The sequence below is a fragment of the Deltaproteobacteria bacterium HGW-Deltaproteobacteria-6 genome, assembly GCA_002840435.1.
Classification (GTDB): Bacteria; Desulfobacterota; Syntrophia; order Syntrophales; family Smithellaceae; genus UBA8904.
The window spans coordinates 1-1549 of sequence record PHAT01000029.1 but is presented as its reverse complement, the minus strand read 5'-3'; the positions used below and the strand labels follow the sequence as shown (position 1 = coordinate 1549).

Here is a 1549-nt window from a genome sequence, read left to right as displayed (position 1 = left end):
ATTGTACCACATGTTAAGTTTTAGTTCAGAAAATTTTGTTCATTACGGATTGAAAGATTGTATGTTTACGAAAATTGAAGATTTGAGGACTACAGGAAGAAAATCTCGATTTGTGCTCGTCTTTACGCTTGCTGTCAAGAAAACTCCGTCTAGCGACAAATGAATGTATTGTCGGGGGATGAATGCTCAAGCAAAGTCCCGGGCAGGATCGTTGGCGGTTGAATCGGCTCCGTGGTTTATGGTTTTGTTACGTTCTTCCACGGCATCTTCGATGGCAAGGCACAGCTGTTTTTGATCAAACGGTTTTCGTACAAGCAGATGAATGTCTTTTGTATCTTCTCGAGTAAGCGTCAATTGTCCATGTCCTGTCATAATGATGAATGTCTTGCCTGGATTGCACCGTTTCATATTGGAAATCAGTTGGCAGCCGTTCATGTCCGGCATGCACTGGTCGGAAATGATGACGTCCACTTCATCGCTGTGATTCGTATACCACTGAAGGGCATCCTTCGGATCATTAAATAAAACTGCGCTGTGCCCGAGGTTTTCTGCGTATTTATCCATGATGTCAAGCATGTACTTCTCATCGTCTATGACGAGGATTTTTCGCGGAATCAACGGATCTTTCGGGAGCCTGAAGGTTTCCTCCTGCGCATCAGACATAAGAAGTTCCATTTCAAAAGTTGTCCAGGGTTTTTCCCTGTTAATTGCCGAGGCCGGCTGGCCGTTCTTTTGCGGCGGAATGAAATTGGTGGTGTAGCGGATGTGCGCTCCGAAACGGTCCAGCGTGCTCTTGACCGCCAGCAGGCCGATCCCGCTTCCTCCATGGGTTGATCGAACTTTTTCATTAAACAGATGCGTCAGGATGTGATCCGGCACAGGCGGACCGTCGTTTGAAACGCGCACGCGGATGACATCTTCAGCGTTCGCGTTTTTCTCTTTTTCCCAGGATATGCAGATAAGGTTGCTGCAGCCCCGGGGGAACTCGGCAACGGCGTTGTTGATCAGATTAACGACAATTCCCATGAATTCTCCGGCATTGCCGAAAACCGTGGCTGATGGTGAAGCGTCGCAGATTTCTACGGAAACGGTTTTGCCCTGATCCTGTGCCATGGGTTTGTACTGGCCCTTGGAGAGGGACACAGCGCCGCGGATGGCCGGACGGATTTCAAAACTGTTCAGTGAATGGTCGCGTTTCACGTAGTCCCGGATTCCCGATGTGACATCGCGGATTACCAGCCCTCCGTTATCCACATAGGTAAGATATTTACGCGAGGCCTGCATGTTTGTTTTCAGAGCTGAAAGATGATCCGGAAGTTTTTCGTGGAGGAATTCCTCCAGATGGCGGGAAAAACCGTTGTTTCCTGTTTTGGGCAACACAGAGGGATTTCCCGTTTTGCCGGGCTGGATCATATCGATCAATTTCATGCGCTCTGCATCGATCATATCGATGGTTCTTTCGTTCTTGCCCAGGTACATTTTAGTCAGATCCTGCCCGCCGGTTATTCCTCCCAGCGCATTATTGATATCGTGGCTCAGACCGGCAACC

1 protein-coding gene is annotated in these 1549 nt (G+C 48.7%); it reads right to left on the bottom strand.

Annotation, left to right across the window (positions count from 1 at the left end; translation table 11 throughout):
- Positions 1–186: 186 nt before the first annotated feature.
- On the bottom strand, positions 187–1549 hold a 1363-nt coding region (locus tag CVU71_18560; protein PKN16754.1), incomplete at its 5' end, for a hypothetical protein.